Annotated in this window: 15 protein-coding genes and 1 tRNA gene; 8 read left to right on the top strand and 8 right to left on the bottom strand. The window is 38.3% G+C overall.

Features of this window, described 5'->3' with window-relative positions:
- From SFU91_09110 to SFU91_09100, 3 genes are all read right to left on the bottom strand, one after another.
- Nucleotides 1–1,404, bottom strand: a complete 1,404-nt coding sequence (locus SFU91_09110; protein ID MDX2129179.1) for a radical SAM protein — start codon at nucleotides 1,402–1,404, stop codon at nucleotides 1–3.
- 111 nt (nucleotides 1,405–1,515) lie between these two features.
- Entirely contained in the window at nucleotides 1,516–1,965 is a 450-nt protein-coding gene (locus tag SFU91_09105; protein MDX2129178.1) for an SRPBCC family protein, read from the bottom strand.
- A gap of 101 nt (nucleotides 1,966–2,066) precedes the next feature.
- Nucleotides 2,067–6,863, bottom strand: a complete 4,797-nt coding sequence (locus tag SFU91_09100) for a fibronectin type III domain-containing protein (GenBank protein ID MDX2129177.1) — start codon at nucleotides 6,861–6,863, stop codon at nucleotides 2,067–2,069.
- A gap of 209 nt (nucleotides 6,864–7,072) precedes the next feature.
- Here SFU91_09100 and serS point away from each other — a divergent pair, with 209 nt between their 5' ends.
- From serS to SFU91_09085, 3 genes are all read left to right on the top strand, one after another.
- Entirely contained in the window at nucleotides 7,073–8,386 is a 1,314-nt protein-coding gene (gene serS / locus SFU91_09095; GenBank protein ID MDX2129176.1) for a serine--tRNA ligase, read from the top strand.
- 18 nt (nucleotides 8,387–8,404) lie between these two features.
- Nucleotides 8,405–9,088, top strand: a complete 684-nt coding sequence (queC, locus tag SFU91_09090; GenBank protein MDX2129175.1) for a 7-cyano-7-deazaguanine synthase QueC — start codon at nucleotides 8,405–8,407, stop codon at nucleotides 9,086–9,088.
- 210 nt (nucleotides 9,089–9,298) lie between these two features.
- Complete coding sequence (locus SFU91_09085) at nucleotides 9,299–9,643, top strand: RNA-binding protein (GenBank protein ID MDX2129174.1); 345 nt, start codon at nucleotides 9,299–9,301, stop codon at nucleotides 9,641–9,643.
- Nucleotides 9,644–9,659: 16 nt separating this feature from the next.
- Here the strand turns inward: SFU91_09085 and cdaA are convergent, their stop codons facing one another.
- Genes cdaA through SFU91_09065 form a run of 4 tightly spaced genes read right to left on the bottom strand, consistent with a single transcriptional unit; the run spans nucleotide 9,660 to nucleotide 13,095 of the window.
- The gene (gene cdaA, locus SFU91_09080; GenBank protein MDX2129173.1) at nucleotides 9,660–10,532 is read right to left on the bottom strand and encodes a diadenylate cyclase CdaA; all 873 of its coding nucleotides are present in this window, start codon (nucleotides 10,530–10,532) and stop codon (nucleotides 9,660–9,662) included.
- A gap of 56 nt (nucleotides 10,533–10,588) precedes the next feature.
- Nucleotides 10,589–11,482 (bottom strand): dihydropteroate synthase, encoded by an 894-nt coding sequence (gene folP, locus SFU91_09075; GenBank protein ID MDX2129172.1) that lies wholly within the window; start codon nucleotides 11,480–11,482, stop codon nucleotides 10,589–10,591.
- A 30-nt stretch (nucleotides 11,483–11,512) separates the two neighbouring features.
- Nucleotides 11,513–11,920, bottom strand: a complete 408-nt coding sequence (locus SFU91_09070) for a hypothetical protein (GenBank protein ID MDX2129171.1) — start codon at nucleotides 11,918–11,920, stop codon at nucleotides 11,513–11,515.
- A gap of 2 nt (nucleotides 11,921–11,922) precedes the next feature.
- Nucleotides 11,923–13,095: a site-2 protease family protein gene (locus SFU91_09065; GenBank protein ID MDX2129170.1), complete on the bottom strand. Its 1,173-nt coding sequence runs from the start codon at nucleotides 13,093–13,095 to the stop codon at nucleotides 11,923–11,925.
- 231 nt (nucleotides 13,096–13,326) lie between these two features.
- Here SFU91_09065 and SFU91_09060 point away from each other — a divergent pair.
- From SFU91_09060 to rny, 4 genes are all read left to right on the top strand, one after another.
- Nucleotides 13,327–13,398: transfer RNA gene (locus tag SFU91_09060), tRNA-Glu, on the top strand.
- Nucleotides 13,399–13,461: 63 nt separating this feature from the next.
- Nucleotides 13,462–15,867 carry a phenylalanine--tRNA ligase subunit beta gene (pheT, locus tag SFU91_09055; GenBank protein ID MDX2129169.1) on the top strand — a complete coding sequence of 802 codons (2,406 nt, stop codon included), beginning with the start codon at nucleotides 13,462–13,464 and terminating at the stop codon, nucleotides 15,865–15,867.
- A 193-nt stretch (nucleotides 15,868–16,060) separates the two neighbouring features.
- Nucleotides 16,061–16,882 carry a hypothetical protein gene (locus SFU91_09050; GenBank protein MDX2129168.1) on the top strand — a complete coding sequence of 274 codons (822 nt, stop codon included), beginning with the start codon at nucleotides 16,061–16,063 and terminating at the stop codon, nucleotides 16,880–16,882.
- A gap of 743 nt (nucleotides 16,883–17,625) precedes the next feature.
- Complete coding sequence (gene rny, locus SFU91_09045) at nucleotides 17,626–19,212, top strand: ribonuclease Y (protein MDX2129167.1); 1,587 nt, start codon at nucleotides 17,626–17,628, stop codon at nucleotides 19,210–19,212.
- A gap of 41 nt (nucleotides 19,213–19,253) precedes the next feature.
- On the opposite strand, the gene SFU91_09040 is transcribed toward rny, so the two are convergent.
- Nucleotides 19,254–21,917: a 3'-5' exonuclease gene (locus SFU91_09040; protein MDX2129166.1), complete on the bottom strand. Its 2,664-nt coding sequence runs from the start codon at nucleotides 21,915–21,917 to the stop codon at nucleotides 19,254–19,256.
- Between the two features lie 79 nt (nucleotides 21,918–21,996).
- On the opposite strand from SFU91_09040, the gene SFU91_09035 reads away from it, so the two are divergent.
- Entirely contained in the window at nucleotides 21,997–22,275 is a 279-nt protein-coding gene (locus SFU91_09035; GenBank protein MDX2129165.1) for a hypothetical protein, read from the top strand.
- Nucleotides 22,276–22,282 lie beyond the last annotated feature (7 nt).

Raw genomic sequence — 22,282 nt, 5'->3', positions numbered from 1 at the left:
TTACATCAGCATTTCAGGCTTAAGCCTTCTTGTAAAATAGTGCATCGCAATATTTACAGCCCAAAGCCAATTCATAGGCTTCCCTTGCATCCGATACCAAATTGATTTCCAAGAATAAACTTCACGCTGGACCTTGATAAAATTTTCAAGAAATTCCATTTCACCGAGTTTTTCAGGTTTATACATATAATGAAAAGTATCGTATTTGTCCCAATCAAAATGACGAATCCGCGGTTTTATTTCATCAAACCAAGGCGTTCCCGGAAATGGCGTGGCGATCGTGAAAACAGGAAACTCAATACGATTTCGCATGATGAAATCGTAAGTCCCTTGAAAACTATTTTTTGTATCTGTATCGAAGCCAAATATAAAATACCCTTGAATCCCAATTCCATTTTTGTGAACATTGTCAACCACTTCATCATATCGCCCAACCCGATTCGAGCCTTTATGAACATACTTGATCGTTTCAGGAGTTACTGATTCAAACCCGATGTTTAACAACTCACATCCCGCTTCTTTCGCGGCTTTTGGCACCGATGGGCTTTCCAAAAAATTCATTGAAATATTTGCATTCCACTTTGCTCCCGTTGGCGCTATCGAATTCATCAGCTCATCCATAAATGCAGGCTTAAAACTGATGTTGTCATCCATAAATGAGATATGAATATCTTTTTTTCCTAATCGGGATTGATGGAAGTTTATTTCATCAACAACTCGTTGAGAATCTCGTGTTCGAAAAGACTTTCCGTAAATCGTTGGTGTTGTGCAAAAATTACATCCGACAGGGCATCCTTTTGTTGCAAGTAATGGTATTCTGAAACTGTAATTTTTTGCATGCTTGGAGTTTAAAACAATGTTAAAATCGGGCATCCCCATTTCGGTCATCGATTTGAATGCCCCAGCCTTGTATTGTGGCTTCATCGCATCATTTTCAACATCGCTTTTAAGCTCATCCCAAACGGATTCAATTTCGCCGAACACCACAGAATCGCAATGATCTTTCGCCTCTTGAAACATCATAGTTGGGTGAGTACCTCCCATAATGACCCGTTTGCCTTGAGACTTCGCCTTATCAGCGATATCGTAAGCATTACTCACATTAAGTGTTCTTGCGGTAATCGCCACAACATCATATCCAGAAAGATCTTCTGGAACCTTGTCTCCCGTTCGTTCATCGATAAAATCAACGTCGAAATCTTGTTTGACAAGCGTGCCAACCATCATCAAATTGAGCGGGATACTTACCTTTCCCGAATCAACCATAAGGTTCGTTTTACTTTTGGGCTGAACCAAAAGCCACTTCTTTTTCTTAAAATTATTTTTTTGGGAAACCCCGCTTAAAATGGAAGGATCAATTTGGGGTGTGACAGAAACCGACTCTGCCATATTGAGAGCACTCATAGTTACCTCCGGTATATAGATTCAAAACATTCATTTTTCTGTTTCTAAGATACGCGAAGCTAAGTGGAGTTCAAAGAAAAAAGGTTTTACTGGGAACCTTTTATCCCCCAATTAATTTTCTAAAATTTCTTTTGTTTTACGCTGCCGATATTCAAACATTTTTGAAATTTCAGCGGCAACAAAACGACCTGCAAAAAAATCTCCAATTGCATGCATCGGTAATTCATATTCAACCTCATCTGTTAAACGGGTTAACCCATTCCCCAAATCCATAACCGTTCTTGTTTGTACCCATTTGTGAAATGGACCGTGAAGTTGCTCATCAATCATCTTCCTCGGCGGTTCATAAGTTGTAATCTCAACCTCCCACGTGTTCTTCAAAAATCCAAATTGAGTTACCGAAAGCTTGACGCGTTGACCTTTTCCGGCCGGAGTTGCTGAAACCAACTCAACTCTTGTGTCTGGAGGCGTTATTCGAAGTAAATTTGAAGTATCATCATGAAAATGAAATACTTTTTCTGGTGTTGATTGAATATCAATCGATGCGCGATATTTGGGCATATTCTCTTTAAATTGTTTTTAGATAACTCAACAGTCTTTCTAAAGGTTTGAAAATCAAAAAGGGGCGAGTGCCCCTTTTCACATTTTTTTCAAATTTCATTTTACTTCAAAAGCATCATCTTCTTGGTTTGAACAAATGTTGAACTTGATGATTTCGCCGTAATTCTATAAAAATAGACTCCGCTGCTTAAACCCAAATTCCCAGCTTGAAATGGAACTTGATATGTCCCGGCATCTTGAGCTTGATTAATTAAGGTCGCTACCTCTCTACCAAGAATATCGTAAACGCGTAGTGAAATATCCGAAAATTCAGCCACATCATAACGAATGGTCGTGGATGGATTAAATGGATTCGGATAATTTTGACCTAATGCAAATTCTCTCGGCAAGGTGGCATTCACTTCTATCACCGAAGAAAAATTAAGGGTTCCATCAAAATCCACTTGCGCTAAACGGTATTCGTATTTTCCTTTCGCTTCTTTGTCGGTAAAGGTGTAACTCTTTCGTTCAGAGGTTGTTCCATTTCCTCTTACAAATCCTAAAGATGACCACTCTTCAACCCCAACACCTCGGCGTTGAATGGTAAATCCGGCATTATTCGCTTCTGAAATCGTCTCCCATTTGAGCTCAACACCGCCACGGGTCACTTTATGCGTAAAAGTGGCCAATTCAACCGGCAATGGGTTATCGGTAGAAGTTGAACCAAGTGTAATATTCGATGGGAAAATAGAAATTACCCCGGAGCGAATCGTTCCTGCAGAAGCATTCCCTGTTGTTGACGCCACGCCTGCATCAACCCAAGACGAACCATTCCATCGTGCTACGCGTAAGTCCACCAAATCGGATACGCCGCTTGTTCCATCCCAAGAGAGAACAACTTGGGCATCGATTAAACTTACAGCACGAGTCAAGTTGTAATAATTAAGGATACTGACATTATTGAGCGGTGCGGTCACACTTGTCACATCCGAAAACGGTGCGTTGAAGTACTCAGCAGTATAAGTTACCGATGTAGCATTTTGAGGCACAACAGTAAGTGGGTTGTAAACCCCACCTTTTCCTATTGGAAATACCGTGGGTGTCGTGGTTGCTAATACCCTTCGAAGCGGACCTTCAATATAACTTACTGCAGAACCACCATTTACAGTTGCAGAACTGCCTATGGTTGGAATCGCTGTTAAAGAGGAAATAATATTGCCGTTGGTAAGTGTCAAGGTAGAATTAAAGGATGGCGAAGCATTATTCAAGAGTTGTATTCCTCCTGTATTGTTGACCACAAAATTACTTGTTCCACCAAAATTAAGATTTCCTGCTGTGCTACGAATCTTGAACGGTGAACCTGCTCCAACATTTATCGTGCCATCATTAAAGTTTATAGAACCAGTTGAGGATGTATAACTTAATTCATTATTGATTCGTAACCCCCCTGTGAAATTAAACGCAGGAGTTTGAGTTGTTATTGCAGTTATCGCAAGAGAATCACATTCAAAAAAACCACTAGAAGTTGAAGTTTGATTAAACGTTGCCGATGTTAATTCCACTCGTCTTAAACGCCGATTTTGAATAACAGTATCAATGCGTGCATTTGCTGTAATACGGTAAATCGAACCAGTATTAAAAATTGGAATTGAATTCGGAGCTGCTGCCCCAAAAACACGAATGCTATTGGCGTTATTGGCTGAATAAATCGAATTATTCTGAAACACGACACTATTCAAAGCAGAACCGATAAACAAACCATTGTTATTAAAGTTGTTGTTGACAGTTCCAGTCACAATCAGCCCTGCAGAATCAGTAACGATCAAGCGGTTCACATTTGATGGAGTTGTGGGATTTGAAAATGTCCCTGCAATTAAACCCGTAGCACCGGCACTAAGAACAATGGTCAAATCTTCAGAAGACGCCAGACTTAAGGTTCTCCCTGCAATAATTGAAAGGGCATTCGGCGTCGCGGTTCCACTACCGGTGAGTGTAATCGTGGTACTACCTGCACCACTATTTAAAATTGCAGTTCCCGCACTCGAAACTTCTAATCGCCCAATTGAGATAGAAGCAGGGAGATTTATCACCGTAAAACCACCCGGAATTTGAACAATATCCCCTGCACCGGGAAGCCCATCGGGATTCCAGTTTGCTGCTGTTGTCCAATCTCCTCCATTAACTTCAAAAACATAGGTGTCGCCCGCGTTTGTCGATTGGGTAATGCTTGGTATAACGGCTGCAGTGTAGTAGTTGCGCGTTTCCCCATTAGATCCATCAAAGCGAAAGGGATATACTCGAAATTCATACGAAGTTCCGGAGTTAAGACCATTTACCGTTATTGAGGTTGCGCTGTTTGGTGTCACGGCAAGCGTTGCTCGGTTGGTTCCTAGCACCACTTGACCATCTGTGTAGTTAAAGCCGTCTTGAGCATCTTCTGTTACAGAGATTGGGCTATAAACCACAACATATCCACTTGCAGAAGGAACAGTCGTTGACCAATTCAATTGAACGCTGTTTTTTGTAACAGTTCCAACATTGAGACCTACAATATGCGTAGTCGGTTCTGAGGCAAATATTGTAAATCGATTCACTAAAGCTCCATTCGTATTGTAATTAAGAGCCGCGCCACTGCCATTATATTCAAAAATTGAAATTGCATAGCGTGTTGCAGCACTCAAACCCGTAATCGTCACACTTGTTCCAGTTCCATCATAAACAGCATAATTGTTGGATCCCAAATTTTGACCTAAGCCAAATACAGGATTAGTTGTATAGGTTATCCCATCCGTCGGAGAATCTTGTGGATCACTAAATGCTCGTATTGTCACTAACCTTCTTTCGCCAGCATTTGAAGTTGGGACAGTCCAATTAACAGTAAATGACGATGTTGAAATATTTGAGAAAGTAATATTCGATACCGTAACCAAAGGTTCAGATGGAGATGTACTTTGCGAAGCCAAAGCAAATGAACCTGTTAAAAACACCGATGAGAGTGAGGGCATTCCTCCATTATATTCATACACTCGAAAGTGATAAATGGTATTAGTTGTAAGACCACTTAATGAAACTGTATTTCCAGTTCCATCAAACACAATTTTATTACCATTGCCGACATCTGTCGAGGTCGTAAAATTTGTATTCACACCGCCGGAATAATCAGTAAGATCAGAAGGAACAAAATCAACAGCAGAGAGTGCTTTTGCCACGACAATTCTTCTCGACCCATTTCCATTCGTCCAAGTTAAAATCATCGAACTTGTGGTGACAAAACTAAATCCAACTGATGAAGCTGAAACGGTTGGGGCAGAGGTAAAAAAGCCAATCGCAAAATAACGTGAACCTGAAATGAGGGTGAGTTCTTGTGGGTTAGAAGTAATTTGACTTCCAACGACTGTCCCCCCAATTGAATTATAGTCACCTGATTGAGCATCCGAGCGACCAATCAAATGCGTTCCATTTGTAATTGCCGGTGATTCATTATCGATTCTTAATGTGGCACTCGTAAAATCTCCAGTAATATTTCGAACAAACCAATTTCTACTTCTAATGGATGTAAGGTTTAGTGGATTTGTCGTTGTCGCACCTGAGGAGTTTATCCTGACTTGAATTTCGGGAGATATTCCCCCAGTACGAATATTTAGAAAAGTAGTAGGGCGATAGTTTCCAGCCCCATCTCCAACCGGAAAAAATACATCCGTACCATCTACAGAAATCGAGGCAGAAAGAATTCTTGATAATGGCCCACGAACATGTGAAGTTGCACTCGCACCTGTGATTGAACCTGAAGCGACATTTAAATGACGAATAAACCCACTGGATGAAGTAATCAAAATTCCACTTGTAAAAATTAAACTATCCGAAACAGAGATACTCTGATTACCTAAAGAAATTGCATTCGTTCGTTGAATTCTTAGCTTACCGATAGTATTCGAAAAGAATAGATCATCAGGTACCGAAAATAAATTTCCAGCTAATGCTCCCGTGAATCCAAACCTCAGCGTTGAAGCATTTGATAAATCGAGCAAACCATTAACTCTTGAAATTGGATTATTCCCGGTATGAAAAACGAGGGTATCCGTACCCACCACACGAAATGTCCCTTCTGTAAGTGCCAATTGACCTGCAACCCGAAATTGACCCGCCATAGTTGCAATTGTTCCGGAGTTTTTTATCTCTAAGTCAGAAACAGAAGGAATGAAGATGTTGGTTGCTGTTGGTGGAAACGATTTCAAACCATCCCCAACTACCCTCATGTTAATTAATGTTTTTGACGATAATACAGCTCCGGCACGGATCATTAAATTATCAATACGAAAGGAGGTACCTGTTCCGTTTCGATATGAATAAAAACGTAGTTTGATATTTCTGCTGCTATCTGCTAATACCGGTAATACAAAGGATAATGTTTGGAAAGCGGATACTCCGGTAACAGGAGTCAGAGCAGTGTAGCCTCCGCCGTTAATACTATAAAGGACATTAAAATTAGAAACGGCAGTGGCAAAGGCATCAAATTGAATTGAAATTCCACTAAATCCTCGTGCATCAACACTATCCAATTGAAAGTACTGAGTTACCCCTGTACCGGGATCGGTCACTGAATTAACGACAGCCCCTTGTAACGCATTTCCTTGCCCACCACCAGTAAATCCACTATGTAGCGTAGTATTTCCTGCACCAGTATTTCTTGTTAATCCAAATCCAGTTGGTGAAAGAATTATTCCACCAGTTTGATTTATGCCTGCTTCAATTGAATTCTCAATCGGACTAGTTGCATTTCTACTTGAATTCACCTCGAAATCATAGTAAAGAATAGGTAATGGCCTTGCCGTTCCAATCGGGTCCGATTGAGCTATTAATGATTTACTAAGAAAGTTAAATGCCAATGCTAATAACAATAGCTTATAGAATAATTTCATTATTCCAAATTTTTGAAAATCGTTAATTGAAACTTGATTAAAGGTGCAAAAAAGAAATGTCTTGGAGATAAGCCTAAAATAAACTGCAAATAATGATGGCTTTTGCAATTGTAATGCTTGAGTTCTGAAAGGACTTGCTCAAGACATTCATGTAATTTCTGTAACTTAGATATCTAATCTTAAGTTCAGAATAAAATTAATTTAATATTGTGATAGATATCAAACTACTTCGAGAAAATCCCTCAAAAATTAAAGATATCCTTAAGGCAAGACAACAACAAAAAGATGTTGAAAAAGTCGATTTAATCCTTGAACTTGATAAGAATCGACGTGCTTTGATAGCTGAAAGTGATCAATTGAAATCGGAAAGAAATACTGCCAGTGAGGAAATCGCTAAAATAAAAAAAGCAAAAGGTGATGCCACACTTCTCATTGCAAAAATGAAAGGAGTTTCAGATCGAATAACCGAATTAGACATTGAATTGAAGTCAATAGAGTCAAAACAAGAAGAAGAACTGCTTTATTTCCCAAATATTCTCCACGCAAGTGTTCCCGTGGGAAAAGACTCTTCTGAAAATCAAATTTATCGTGAGCATAAAGGAAGTTTACTTGAACTGACTTTCACTCCAAAAGATCATCTCTCACTCGGGAAACACCTTGGTATTCTTGACTTCGAACGCGGTGCAAAAATCGCAGGTGCTGGATTTCCTGTCTATCTCGGGAAGGGGGCAACCTTAGAAAGAGCCCTAATTAACTTTATGCTTAACACACATATTGGCAAAAACGATTACAAAGAAGTCTTTCCACCCTTTTTCGTTAATCTCCAATCAATGCGTGGCACAGGACAGTTTCCAAAATTCATCGGGCAGAGTTATCATGTTGGTTATGATGAATCCGGAAAATATGAAGAAGGCGGGTTTAATCTTTTTGCAATTCCAACCGCTGAAGTTCCGATTACTAACCTGCATCGTGATGAAGTGCTAAAATCATCACAACTGCCCATACGATACGCTGGATATTCCGCGTGTTTCCGAAGCGAAGCGGGCAGTTATGGAAAAGATGTAAAGGGCTTTTTAAGAGTCCATCAATTCAATAAAGTTGAATTGGTCAAATTTGTGACTCCGGAAACCTCATACGAGGAACTCGAATCTCTTCTTCGCGATGCCGAGTCAATTGTAGAGTCTCTTAAACTCCGTTATCGCACACTTCTTCTCTGCTCTGGCGATATAGGCTCAAATGCTGCCAAATGCTATGATATCGAAGTATGGTCGCCGGCAGAAAACCGATACCTTGAAGCTTCAAGTTGCTCAAACTTTGAAGACTTTCAAGCAAGAAGAGCAAATATCCGTTTCAAACGAGATGAAAAATCAAAGCCTGAGTTTGTTCATACCCTCAATGGTTCGGGTTTAGCGACCTCACGATTAATGGTTGCCATATTAGAAAATTATCAAACCCCAGAAGGAAATGTTATTGTTCCGGAAGTGCTTCGCCCTTATACCGGATTTGACCTTATCACGCCTTAAAATTTAAAATATCTTCCTATGAATAAAGCAGTTGTTTTATTGAGTGGTGGAATGGATAGCTTGGTTTCTTTAGCAATTGCTTTAGACCAAAGCCTTAAAGTTGCGGCCTTACACTTGAATTACGGTCAGCGTACTGAACACCGAGAGCTTAAAGCTTTTGATGACATTTGCTCTTACTTTACTATTCATGAAAAACTTGTAATAAATGCCACTCATCTTTCACAAATTGGTGGGTCTTCCTTAACAGACAAAAAAATTGAAGTCAGTAAAGCTGATCTTACCTACACAGGAATTCCATCCTCTTATGTGCCTTTCAGAAATGCAAATATTCTTTCGATGTCGGTCAGTTGGGCTGAAGTTATCGGCGCAAAAAAAATTTTTATCGGAGCTGTTGAAGAAGACTCATCCGGCTACCCCGATTGCCGAAAAGAATTTTATCAAGCATTTAATGCAATGATTAAAACCGGTACAAAACCCGGTACTTCAATTGAAATTGTGACCCCCGTAATTGAGATGAAAAAATGGGAAATTGTTGAGAAAGGCGCACAATTGGAAGTGCCTTTTGAACTCTCTTGGTCATGCTACCAATCCGAAGAAGAAGCTTGCGGCATCTGTGACAGTTGTGCCCTACGATTAAGAGGTTTCGAACAAGCGGGTATTCGAGATCCAATTCCTTATAAAAATAGACCAAATTATTTGTGATGAGATTCCTTTAACCCCTAAATATATTTGATTAATAAGTTTGATGGCGAGAAAATATTTCCTATATTCAATCCGTTTTCACCCTTGGAGAAGGTACTTTGATATTTTGCACTCGCCTTTAGGATCTTAAAAATTGCCAGCGTAGTTCAAACTCTCTTGGTCATCTCATAATTGGTGAGTTTATCTTATGTAATCTTTTTTTCTTTTTTTATGTCTACCAAACTTTACGTTGGCAATCTTAATTACAAAACGACTGAAGACACCTTGAAGGAAGTCTTTTCACAAAAAGGCGAAGTCAAATCAGTTAAAATCATTCTTGGCAAAGGATTTGGATTCGTTGAATACCAATCTGAAGACGAAGCGAACCGTGCAAAAGCCGAACTTAACAATTTCCCTGTGGACGGAAGACCCATCAAGGTCAATGAAGCCCGTCAAAAGGAAATGGGTTCAGGTGGTCCGGGTGGCGGTGGCGGCGGATTTCGTCGTGAGCGTCCTTCGGGTGGTGGATCACGACGCGAGGGTGGAAATTACGGCGATAGCGATAGACGCTTCTAAGTTTTTTGTATTTAGATTAGAAAGTCCCGTAATTCGGGACTTTTTTTATTTCTGTCATCGGAGGGGCCTGCTCATTTGGAGGTCTCTTATTTTTCCGAAAAGTTCTCGGTGAAATCGCTTCCGCTAATTTCATTTTTAGCTCAGGTAAAGATAATCCGCTTGTGAGTTTCCCATTCTCTGCAATTGAAATTCTTCCTGTTTCTTCAGAAATAACTATCACAAAAGCATCAGAAATTTCAGTTATCCCCAAGGCCGCGCGATGCCTCATCCCAAAATTTCCTGAAATCATTTCATTTTGAGTTAAGGGAAGAACGCATCGGGCAGCTTCAATTTTTTTTCCATTGATAATTACAGCCCCATCATGAAGGGGCGTGTTGGGATAAAAAAGGGATGCAATCAACCGTTTTGACATTTCAGCATTCATCTTTTCTCCCGTTTCTATATAAATCTTTAGCCCAACATTTCTTACAAAAACCAAAAGCGCACCATAATGCTTATCAGAAAGCTCACTAACAGCCGCGGTAACAATGTTTACGATGTCTTCATTGTCGCCTTGAAATAATCGACCGAAAAGCCTACTCTGCCCAAGAAAAAGAAGAAAACGTCGGATTTCAGGTTGAAACAAAATAACAACGATAATCAACCAAACGCTTGCAAGTTTTTCAAATATCCAACTGAGTGTGGTGAGGTTAAAAAAGGTTGAAATCGCGGAAGCAATTAAGGTGAGAATAAGACCAACAAAGATTTGCGCTGCAACCGTGCCTCGCAAGTAATCATAAAGTTTATAAAATAAAAAACCCACGATTAGCACATCGGCCAAATCGAGCAGCGTAAAGCGGATGAAGAGCACATTAAAAAGCTCTACATTGCTAAATTCGAACGGGATCACAATAAATCACTGGATTGGGTCGAACAAATTATTCTTCACTAATTCACCTTAGATACTCAAGTCAAAGTAACTTCATTCAACTTACGAAATACTTTGATTGCATCATTTGCTGCTTTAACATGATGTGACCTTATAATTTTAACGCCTTGTTGCAAAGCGAAAAAATGTGCTGCTGTTGTGGCATAGTCTCGCTCACTTGGAGGAATATCGAACGGCTTAACTGAAATTGCACTTCCCAAAAACGATTTTCTTGAAAGACCAATCAGAAGTGGAAATCCTAAATCACTCAGAGACCTAAGCCCTTTAAGAATTCGAAAGTTTGATTCAGTTGATTTTGAAAACCCGAACCCCGGATCAAGCACGATTCGATTTTTTTCAATTTGAGCGGCAAGAGTCAACGATAACGCAAGTCCTGATTTCACATTCGAAATGATGTTCATAGCATCTTGAGAAATTTCATAACTCCATTTCATTTCTTTCGGGAGCTCGGTGCTGTGCATTAAAACAACGCCTGCATTATATGAAAAACAAACATTTGACATTTGAGAATCATTTCGAAAACCAGAGATGTCATTGACGATTGCAGCACCCGCAATTAATGCTTTTTCTGCTACCTCTGCTTTGGATGTATCAACTGAAATCGGTATCGACACCTCATTCGCCAAAGCGGTAATTACGGGTAATACCCGATTTAACTCTTCTTTGGTATCTATCGGCTTTGCTCCCGGCTTTGTCGATTCCCCACCAACATCTATAATTTGTGCTCCATCCTGAATCATTTGATGAGCAATATCAAGCACTTGGTTTACATCAATTTCGTAAGAACCCTCGTCACTACCACTTCTGAAAAATTTTCCACCGTCTGAAAATGAATCGGGCGTTATATTCAAAATTCCCATTACAATTGGGTTACGAAGATCAACTTGGTAATCTCGACAGTTCCAAATCATAGAACCCTCAGCCTTCGAGCGAAATACAATTTATTGATAGACTTTTCTTGTTCCGGGAATAATTCTACCTTTTTGATATTCTGCTTCCCATTGAATTTTACCATCGGCTGTATAATACTTTGCAATCCCTATTAGCATACTACTTTCATAGACTTCTTCAGACATTAATACACCATTTTCATAATAATTTTTTGTTTCACCCTCTTGCATCCCATCTCGAAAGTTCGCTATTCGTTTCATAACCCCATTTTTAAAGTAAATCTTAGCAACTCCGTGAGGCCTACCCGCCTTATACTCAACTTCAGACCTCAATTCGCCAGTAAAATAATACTCCTTGTAAAGTCCATCATGTATCGCAAGTTGATGCTGCGTATAAACACCCAAAACCCCTAGTAATACAAGAGAAAAAACGAAAAATGCGATGGTTTTCCAATTCATAATTATGGCACTTGAGAAAAAGGAACTGGAGTAAAACAAAGAATAAAAACAACAATACTGACCCACCCAATAATCATTCGATTTGTATTCAGTGGCTTCTCAATTAAGACAGGTGGGTGTTTAATACCTATAAAGCGATATAAAATCAATGCCCAAATCATCCAACTGGCCCAAGAATATTCCCTTACCCAAAAAGGATATTCAAATCCATTAAAAGGGATGTCAAAAGCATAAAACCCGAGCGCGGAAATAAGTTCTAAAAAAGATGGAAGCCCTAAAACAATAATAATTACCAAAAAGACTTTGGCAATTTGCTCTTGCTTTTTTTCACCAAACATTGCATAGATGATATGTCCCCCATCAAGCTGTCCAATTGGTAGTAAATTCAACGCTGTTACAAAGCATCCAAGCCAACCGGCAAAGAGTAAAGGATAATGGTACATTTCAGTCATTGGAGGTAAATCTTCACTATAGAAAATTTTTTCTAAAATCCAGTACAATAAATTTTTACCTACCAAAATAGATCCTGAGAGTTCTGGAATTCCACCGAGAGAGCGGTATTCAGGATGGATTTGGTAGATATAATCGATTGATGGGATGCTTATAAAGCCAAGTAAGAGTATGAAGAAAGCAACCACAAATCCTGCAAGTGGGCCATAGACGCCAATATCGAAAAGGCTATCAGAGTCATGAATTCTTTCTCGAGTACGAATCATCGCGCCAAAGGTACCAATGTTCAAGAGAATCGGTATAGGTGGCATTGGGATAAAAAAAGGCAACGACGCTCTTACCGCATGATGAACAGTTGCGAAGAAATGTCCAAATTCATGAGAGGTTAAAATCAATAGTAAACAAATGCTATATGGAAGGCCATATAGAATGTTCTCCCAAGTTTCAACTCTAAAATCAACTTCTTTATTAACCCAAAACGCGCCGGAAATCGATGTCGTTAGGATGGTTATGAGGAAAAGCGTGATATGAAGCCAATATTTTTGCTCGTCGATTCTTTGCCAAAATGGTTTCTTCAGTCGTTCAATTCGCTGTTCTTCTGCGGTTAGAACTATAAAATTTGTTGGTTCATTCAAGGCGGTTGTGTATGGCAAATTGGTGTTTATCCTATTTTCAGAGTCACTACCAAATTGTTCTGAATCTTTATTTTCTTGCGTATGGTCCATTTCAATAACTTCTTTACAATAATGAGTCCGTTTGAAGGACTTCAACGAAAGATGGTAGTCGGGAGTTTTTCAATTTCACATTTTTCTTTATGAACTTAGAGATTCTTTTCTACAAAAAAAATATTTTTCAAAAGTTCTTGTTTTTCACTTAAAGCATTGTAGATTTGCAGACTTTTTTCGAGTACTCATTTATTAAATATTTTTGATGTATTCGGTCTTTACTAAAAAAGAGGCCCCATCGACTAGCGGTTAGGTCACCACCCTTTCAAGGTGGCGGGACGGGTTCGAATCCCGTTGGGGTCACAACAAGCCTTGTCTTAGACAAGGCTTTTTTTGTTTGTCATTAACTCTATACATCTGAATGGCATGATTATTTCTTTGAATTGGCTTAAGTCCTTTCTTCCCAAGCTTTCGCTCTCTGTTAACGAAATAGAGCGCAAATTAACATTACTCGGAATCGAAGTTGAAAAAATAGAAACGCGAGGTGGAAATCTAGATGGCGTAGTGGTTGGGAAAATTATTACATGTGTTAAACATCCAAATGCTGAAAAACTATCGATTTGCGGTGTCGATGTTGGCTTAAATAATAATCAATTCCTTACTATTGTTTGTGGGGCATCGAATGTTGCTGTGGGGCAAATCGTACCCGTTGCTTTAGTTGGAACAGAGCTCACTTTCAAATCAGGAGAAAAAATAAAGCTCAAAAAAGCTAAAATCCGCGGCGAAATCTCCGAAGGAATGATTTGTGCTGAAGACGAACTTGGATTGTCTGACAATCATGATGGGATTATGATTTTGCCAAATCATTACGAAGTTGGTCAACCCCTTTCCGCATACATTCAAAGCGATACCATTTTCGAAATCTCAATGACACCCAATAGACCTGATGTACTGTCTCATCTTGGGGTCGCTCGTGAATTAATGGGAATACATGCTGTTAAAATGCCTGATACCCAGTCTCTCAATTTTGTTCCTTCTGAAAAAGTTGTTGTTCAGGATCTTGAAGGTTGCCCATTGTACACAGCGGTCATCATTGAGGGTTTTGAAGTAAAACCTTCTCCGGTTTGGCTTCAAACCCTTTTGAAAAATGTTGGTCTAAGGCCTATCAATAACATTGTTGATATCACCAATTATGTTTTATTAAGCATCGGCCAACCATTGCATGCTTTTGATCTTGATTCTCTTTCAGAAGAAAGAATTCTCGTACGGAGTGATATTACATCACACTTTGTAACACTTGATGGGAAGACCCGAGTGATTCATCCTGAAATGGTGATGATTTGTGATGCAACCAAACCTGTTGCTATAGGTGGAGTGATGGGGGGGGAAAACTCCGAAATTACTTCTTCGACGAAACGACTATTGCTTGAAGCCGCTTATTTCAATCCTTCAAAAATTAGAAAGGCAGCGAAGATAACCGGAATCTCTTCTGATTCATCTTACCGTTTTGAACGCGGAACTGACCCAAAAAATGTACAATATGCCGCTCAATTCGCGAGTAGGTTAATTTTAGAAATAGCAGGAGGAACCATTGTTGGCGCTTATGAATCAAATGCACTGAAAAATTCTGACACTATTATTGAATTCCCATTTTCGAGAGTTCAAGAACTATTAGGAGTAAATATTGATGTGAATTTGTCTCTTCAACTCTTGAATCATAATGGATTTTCAGCCGAGTTGCTTCATAACCAACATTTAAGAGTGACTGTTCCATCATATCGGGTTGATATTTTTCAAGAGGCCGATATCATTGAAGAAATTGCTCGACTTTATGGTTATGATCAAATTACACCAGCTCCTTATCTCAAAGCCTCATTCCCCCAGTCTCGCGATTTGAGCACGCTTTTTGAGAGAAACCTACGCGAAATAATGGTTGGTTTTGGGTTTAAGGAAGTACTAACAAATCCCCTTCTAAAAGAAGAAGAGGCAAAGTTGTTTTCAGATTTTTATGTAAAAACCCTCAATCCTATTAGTGAGGAAATGGCTGCAATGAGGCCATCATTAATTCCCTCTCTTTTGAAAATTGTTCAACATAATTTGAATAGAGGAAATAAAAATTTAAGACTCTTTGAACTGGCTCATGTTTTTGAAAATGAAGATAACTTTACATCTGCATCACTTGTAAAAGGATATCGTGAAAACTCTGCTTTGGCATTTCTAATCACCGGAGAAAGTAAAATTCAAAATTGGGATTCTCAATCGGGTGAGGTGGATTTTTTTGATCTAAAAGGTGTTGTAGAGGCATTCTTGCGAAAACTTCGTCTGCTTGAAAAAGCAACTTTTATTCCTTATACTGCAAATGCTTTACAACTGAAACTGATTCGAGAAGGTCAATTAAATTTTGAAGATAATTTTGGTCGTTTGTATCGTATAGAGTCTGACATCTTAAAGCGTTACGACATCGATCAGCCTGTTTTTATTGCATTGTTCGATGTTGATTTGCTTCAACGTTTTTCTGATTTGAAACGTCATTATCAGGAACCTTCAAAGTTTCCGGCGGTTATTCGTGATTTGGCATTTTTCTTTCCTAGAGAGACAAAATCCGAAGAGATTCTCCGGAAGATTCGAGAAGCAAATGAATCGATTGAGGATGTTTCTATTTTTGATGTTTACGAAGATGAAAAGACTTTGATGAATAACAAAAAAAGCATTGCTTTCTCGATAAAGGTTGTCAGTTACTTGAATACGCTTACCGATGAGGCAGTTAATCAAGTCACTGAAAAAGTTGTAGAGTTGGTGTGTAAAGAGTTTAATGCAGAATTGAGGTCTTAATATTTCATTCTGCTACTTTTTTCAAACTAAATTGTTCTTTGCTGCCTATGGGTGATTCGTTTTTTTAAGTTTAAGTATCAAGCGAATCGAGATTAAAATGAAGAAATCATCTCTTTCACATCAAAATTTTGAAACAACGGAGATTAGTTTATTTGAAGAATCAACTTCACTCAAAAACTCCGTAAGATCAAAATTGATTAAACTTTCTGGTATTGCAATTTCAATTCAGGAGGAACTTACCAAGAATACAGTTGCTTGGAAAATCGAAAGAGACACTCTTCGTAAAGAACTTGAAGAACTTAAAGTAAAGTTTGCTGGTTTACGCGAAGATTATTTTCAATTAGAAATCTCGACAAATCAAAAAGTAAAAGTTCTTGAGGAACAACTTTCAATCAATGAACATTTATTAAGTGATACTTCCGATGAACTTGAAAAAAAGTCGAACTTCCTAAAATCAGCTGAAATTCTTAATTCTGATTTAAATGCAACGATAGATTCTCTTAAGAAAGAAATAAACCAAAAAACAATTGAATATTCACGGCTCCTTAACGCTACTGAAGAAGAACTAAATAATACAAAGGTTGAATTGAAGATTGCGATTAATGATCTAGGTAAAGCGTTACAAGAAAAGCATTTTTTAGAGACTCAGTATCAAAAAACTCGTGAAACTTCTGATTTTTTGAGCCAAAAGCTTTCTGAAAAAGAATCGTTATTTATTGGAAATGAGCTTGCACTCAAGGAAAAAATCTTAAAGTTGGAAAAAGAAATTTCTTCCTTCAAAAGTGTTAAGGACCAAGAAACAGAAATAATTCTTAGTTTGCAGAATGAAATTCTTCAGATTAGGAATCGAGAAAATTCACTTGAATCAGAAAGGATGTTCTTGATTGAGCAAAATGAGAAATTATTAAGAAAATTAGAGTCAGGTTGTTTTCTTAGTCTTGATGAAAAATTGACTTTGCAGAATCAATTAAGGATGATTTTAGCCACAATAGAGGATGAGTTAGAGGAAAGTTAGAGGAAATTTATCTGGAGGAATGAGTTGGAATCGATACGAATAAAGATTGCAAATGAAGAGTTTCCTCTTCGAACTGAAGAAAAACTTAAGACAGAACAGGCAGCTCGTGAGGTCAATCGATTAATTCAGGATTATCGACAACATATGCCTGATCTCAATCTTCAAAAAATAGCCTTTTTAGTGGCTCTTCATCTCGCTGAAAAAAATTTGGTTTACACCGAACTTTTTACTGAGAATGAATCTACTTTGAAAGAGTTTAATTCCTTATTGGACAATTCCTTAAGTTATTTGAACAAAGGCAATTGAAATCTATATTTTTTTCTTAATAATTTAGTTCTTTGAAAACTTTCCTTTACCATAAGTATGGTAAAGAAGCACGATTTTTGCGCGTTTATCCGCACCAAAATCATCGGGTTGTGCTTAAGAAAAATGGTCTATAAATTAAGCCTTAGGGAGCTCATCTCTTTGTATCGAACGCAGGCCTCGGCCTAACTTCACCTCAGGGTTAATTCAGGCAGGGAGCTATTTTTCAACGAAGATTGAGGATTCGTTTGAAGTGGGAAATACTCGCCTCAGTGGAAGCATGAGATATGAAGGACGCACCCACCGTGTTAGGTCTGGATCCATTTGACCTGACACAGCCCGGAGGTTTTACGTGCGGATTTTTTTTTATTTTTTATTTATTCAACTTTTTTTTCATCAAACTTCCCAAAGTTTGTTAACGATTTAATGACACTTTAATTATGGATTTTGCTATCAATTTTGCACTAAACGCGGTCATTGCACTATTGTTTCTTTTTTTTGGTTTAATGGCTGGAGGTTTTATCGGTCGATTTCTTCTTGATCGATTAGGGACATCAAAAACCCTTGAAGCAGAAGAGCGGGCCGTTCAAATTATACAAGATGCTCAGCGTGAGGCTCAAGCTCAGACAACGGCCAAACTTGACGAAGTTAATGAAGAGTGGAAACGCAAAAAACGCGAATTCGAGTCTGAACTTCAAGCAAAGAATAATCGATTGGCACAACTTCAAAAACAAGTACAGTCAAAAGAAGAACTTCTTAATAAAAGAGCCGAGCAACTTCAAAAAAGAGAACGCGCGGTAGAACAACAACAAAAAGATTTACAGAACAAGTCACAAATTCTTGATCAAAAAACTCTGGAGTATGGGAATTTAATCGCAGAGCAAAACAAAAGGCTCGAAAGCATTAGCAACTTGAATGCCGATGATGCAAAAGCAATGCTTATTGACAATATGATTTCCAAGGCGAAACAAGAGGCTCAAACTTCTTTGGAACTTATTCAAAAAGAAGCTCAAGAAAATTCCGGAAAGATTGCAGAGAAAGTTATCCTATCGGCAATTGAACGAACCTCGCTTGATCAAGCGGCTGAGAATGCGATCACAACGATTCATCTTCAAAATGATGAATTGAAAGGAAGAATCATTGGCCGAGAAGGCAGAAACATCAAAGCTTTTGAAAATACCACCGGCGTTGATATAATCGTTGATGATACCCCGGAGGTTGTGATTCTTTCTTGCTTCGACCCGATTCGGAGAGAAACCGCAAAACTGACACTTCAAAGGCTATTAACCGATGGCGTTATTCACCCCGGTTCAATCGAAAAGAGCTATCAAGCCGCCTTAAAAGATATTGATGAAATTATCATCTCAACAGGTGAAGAAACAGTTTCTACGCTCGGAGTTACAAACTTACACCCTGATATCATAAAGCTCATTGGGAAGATGAAATTCAGATCTTATTTTGGGCAGAATCTTTTAAAGCACTCTCATGAAGTGGCCGTCTTAGCCGGGTTAATGGCCGCGGAGTTGAAGTTGGATTCAAAATTGGCTAAACGCGCCGGATTACTTCATGATATTGGAAAGATGCTTGATGAACCGGAAACATCACATGCGTTATCAGGTATGGAATACTTAAAGAAATTTAAGGAACATCCAGTTGTTTTGAATGCGATTGGTTCTCATCACGGTGAAATCCCTAAAGAGTATCCAATATCAGATATTGTGGATGCTGCCAATGTAATTTCAGGCGCAAGACCCGGAGCGCGAGGTGCCATCACAGCAGAAGGGTATATCAAACGTTTGGAAAGCCTTGAAGAAATTGCGCGTCAATTTCCGGGTGTCACGAAAACTTACGCCTTACAAGCAGGGAGGGAAATTCGAGTGATTGTTGAAGGAGAAAAAGTCAATGATACCCAATCGGAATTCTTAGCTAAGGATATTGCAAATCGAATTATGCAAACCGTGCAATACCCCGGTCAAATTAAAATTACAGTCGTACGAGAAACCCGTTCTGTAGCTTACGCAAAGTAACCAATGAATAATGAAAAGGCTGCGATTCAAGCAGCCTTTTTTTACATCCGTTCTAATAGGTCAATAGGTAGTTCACTTAGAAATTGTGAGGGTTCTTGAATTTTTTCATTGTATCGTTTTGAAAACGAAATATATAAGCGTTCTTTCGCTCTTGTCATCGCAACATAAAACAATCTTCTTTCCTCACTTAACCTATTTTCTTTGATACTCTTCCAAGATGGATATTCCCCTTGAACAGATGAAACGATAAAAACTGTATTAAACTCTAAGCCCTTCGATTGATGCGCGGTAATCAACATCACTTTTTCATCAATACCTAAAAAGCGTTCATCACCATTGCCCAAGTGTGTAAGCGTAACCAATTCAATTAAAGAATCAACCGGTTTGAGATTTTGATTGTCGTATTTTGAGAAGATATCAACAAGTTCTTTGAGGTTACCAAGTCTTCGAGATACTCTTGGGTCATTTATCTCAATTTCAACTTCATCCACACTTTCATCAATATTTATAGATTCTGTAGATCCTTCCTCTTTCATTATCGCCTCTCGATGCTGATTGTATTTTCGTTTTCTTTCGTAGAATTCCCACAGTCCTGATTCATAAATAATTTTTTCAAGCAATTGGGCGGGTCGAAGATTATACATTTCCTTTTTCCAAATGCTGATTTGGTTCGACAGCCATAAAAATTTTGGTTTCACCTCATTCAAAAACTGAATTCGCTCTGATTGATATTTTTGAATTTTCTCTACCAACTTTTCTAATAGTTCAACCGTGGTTAGGCAATCTTCGTATGCTCTATGAGATTTTCGCTTCGTAAGGTTTAATTCAACAGTAAGATTTTCAAGTTTATAACCAAGCAGTTTATAAAAATGTCTTGTTAGTGAAAGTGTGTCATAGCACCGCTCAAGTTCAAATGAAGATCCTGTTGTCTTAGTAAATTCTGAATTAAGCATTTTAATATCAAACAGGATGTTATGCCCAACAATTATTGAGTTGCCCACAAATTTCTCTAATTCTTGGAAGGCTTTCAATTTAGAAATTCCCTTAGCAGTCATCTCTTCCTCACTTATACCGTGGATTCCCTCAACTAAACCATTTTCAGGTTGTATGAGCACACAATAATGCTCTACGGGTAGAATTTTTCCTTCACTTCTTTTTACCCGAACTGCACACACCTCCAAAACTTCGTCTTTATTTGGATTCAATCCGGTTGTTTCAGTATCAAGTATTACCACCTCACCGGCGTCTAAATTTTCAAAGAGCTTGGCATAGAGGTCTGGATTGTTGTGGGTTCTTTCATCAATAAAATCAGTTAACCGAAGCCCCCACTCTCTTGGCAAAGACTGAATCTTTTTGAGTGTTGCCTTTCCAATTCCATTGGGAAGTTCCTTAACAATTCTTTTCAGACTTTGAATATCAAATGGGTTTATGAGGATTCTTAAATATGCTAAGGCATCTTTGATTTCAAGACGTCGAAAAAACTTATACTCATCAATTAGATAATGAGGAATTCCTACTTCATTTAATTTATTCGACAGCATCGCCCCGGTAAAATTTGTTCTTACAAGTAAAGCAATACTGCCGAAGGGAACCCTTTCTTCATGATTCAATCGAACAATTTCTTTGGCTATTTTGTAATACTCATCTGTTTCGTTTTCCCCAATAATGACTTTAATCTTTTCTCCCTTTTTATTTTCATCAGTAACCATTTCCTTGGTTTGAGAATCATTATTATACCCAATCAATGCTGAGCAGGCTTTAAGAATCGTCGATGTAGAACGGTAGTTTCGAATAAATTGAAGATTAAGAACCGGTTCAAAATCCTTTTGAAACGCTTCTTTAATTTGAAGGGGTTGTGAGCCTCTCCATTCATAAATGGTTTGATCTGGATCCCCAAACAGCGACAATCTTTTTGTAGAATTCGCCAAGAACTTTAGAACCTCATACTCCTTGAGTGAGGTGTCCTGCATTTCATCAACTTGAATCCACTCAAAAGCATCACGCCAATTTGAAATAGTATCATCATTTTTATTAAATAGGAATGTCACATAATTGACCAAATCATTAAAGTCAAGTGCTTGTGCTTGAGATTTGTATCGATTGTAACTTTGATAAAGCTCTTTCAGAAAAAAGTTCTGATTCAAGTTTAGCTTCGGCAGTCTTGCAAAGTTCAAACTTGACTGGAAAAGCTTTAGGAGATATGATTCAATTTCCTTTTCAGAGTATTCTTCAGCGTTTAAGAAATTAGGATTAATGGAATTAATAAACCCAAGCAACACTTTTTGAAATTCTCTTCGATGTGCCTTTTCGGTAGGGATCAGAATTCCAAAATGAATTGCTGTTCGCCATAATAAATCCTTAATTTCCTCTTCATCGAGAATGGTGAACTCCGGATTAAACCCGATGTGATACGACTCTTTTCTTAAAATTGAAGAACAGAGTGCGTGAAACGTCGTGATTACCAACGCATTTGATGAGTGCGGGACTCGTTCACTTACTCTCCTTTGAATATTCTTTGCAGCCTTGTTCGTAAATGATATTGATAATATTTTAGAAGGGTTAATTCCTTCTTCTATGGCTTTTATTATTCGTGCAGTCAGCACTTCTGTTTTACCGGTCCCAACAGGGGCTTGAACCCAAAGGCACTGATCCCAATTTTCAATAGCTTTTAACTGTTCTGGGTCAAATTCAAATCTTTGAGGCATTGTTGAAGAGTAATTAAATTTTCAATCAAGTGTTTAGACTTCTGTATATTAAGTTTTATAACTTTTTATCAAACAAACAATGAAAAAACTCTTATTCTTTGGGTTACTCTTTGCCGGCGTAAATACGCTTTGTTTTGCACAAGAAGCAAAACCAAAAGCAGCTTCAAAAGAAACTTCAGCAAGCACCAATACAGCAAAAGAAAAATCTTGCGAAACTTCTTGCTGCGAAGAATCCACATCTGAAACCGCTTCACAAAAAGCTACTTGTACGGAACAAAAAACAGAATCAAAAAAATCTGCTTCAGCGAAGCCTAAAGAAAAAGAAAAAAAGTCAACTGAAAAGGTTTCTAAAAGCTAAAAATTTA

The organism is Chloroherpetonaceae bacterium (genome assembly GCA_033763895.1).
GTDB lineage: Bacteria > Bacteroidota > Chlorobiia > Chlorobiales > Thermochlorobacteraceae > JANRJQ01.
This window is presented reverse-complemented; position numbering and strand designations above follow the sequence as displayed.